This is a genomic window from Neobacillus niacini, from assembly GCF_023715415.1.
In the GTDB taxonomy this organism is placed as follows: Bacteria; Bacillota; Bacilli; order Bacillales; family Cytobacillaceae; genus Neobacillus; species Neobacillus niacini_C.
This window is the reverse complement of record NZ_JAMBOB010000107.1, coordinates 1-245: the sequence shown is the minus strand read 5'-3', so window position 1 is coordinate 245 and position 245 is coordinate 1. Positions and strand designations below refer to the sequence as shown.

At 38.8% G+C, this 245-nt stretch carries 1 rRNA gene; it reads right to left on the bottom strand.

What is annotated here, in order from left to right:
- A 23S ribosomal RNA gene (locus tag M3189_RS26780) occupies positions 1 to 96 on the bottom strand; the annotation flags it as partial.
- Between the last annotated feature and the right edge of the window lie 149 nt (positions 97 to 245).

Below are 245 nucleotides of genomic sequence, written 5' to 3'. Positions count from 1 at the left end.
CTTACTTACAGCTCCCCGAAGCATATCGGTGTTAGTCCCGTCCTTCATCGGCTCCTAGTGCCAAGGCATCCACCGTGCGCCCTTTCTAACTTAACCTAAAAGGTTTATTTTCTTCTTATTAATAAGAGAGAAAAACTAAAGTGGCAATTCTCGGTTTTACTTTGACTTCTTCTTACGATTATCTAGTTTTCAAGGAACGATTAAAAAAAGCTTTGAGAGAATTACTCCCTCAAAACTAAACAAAC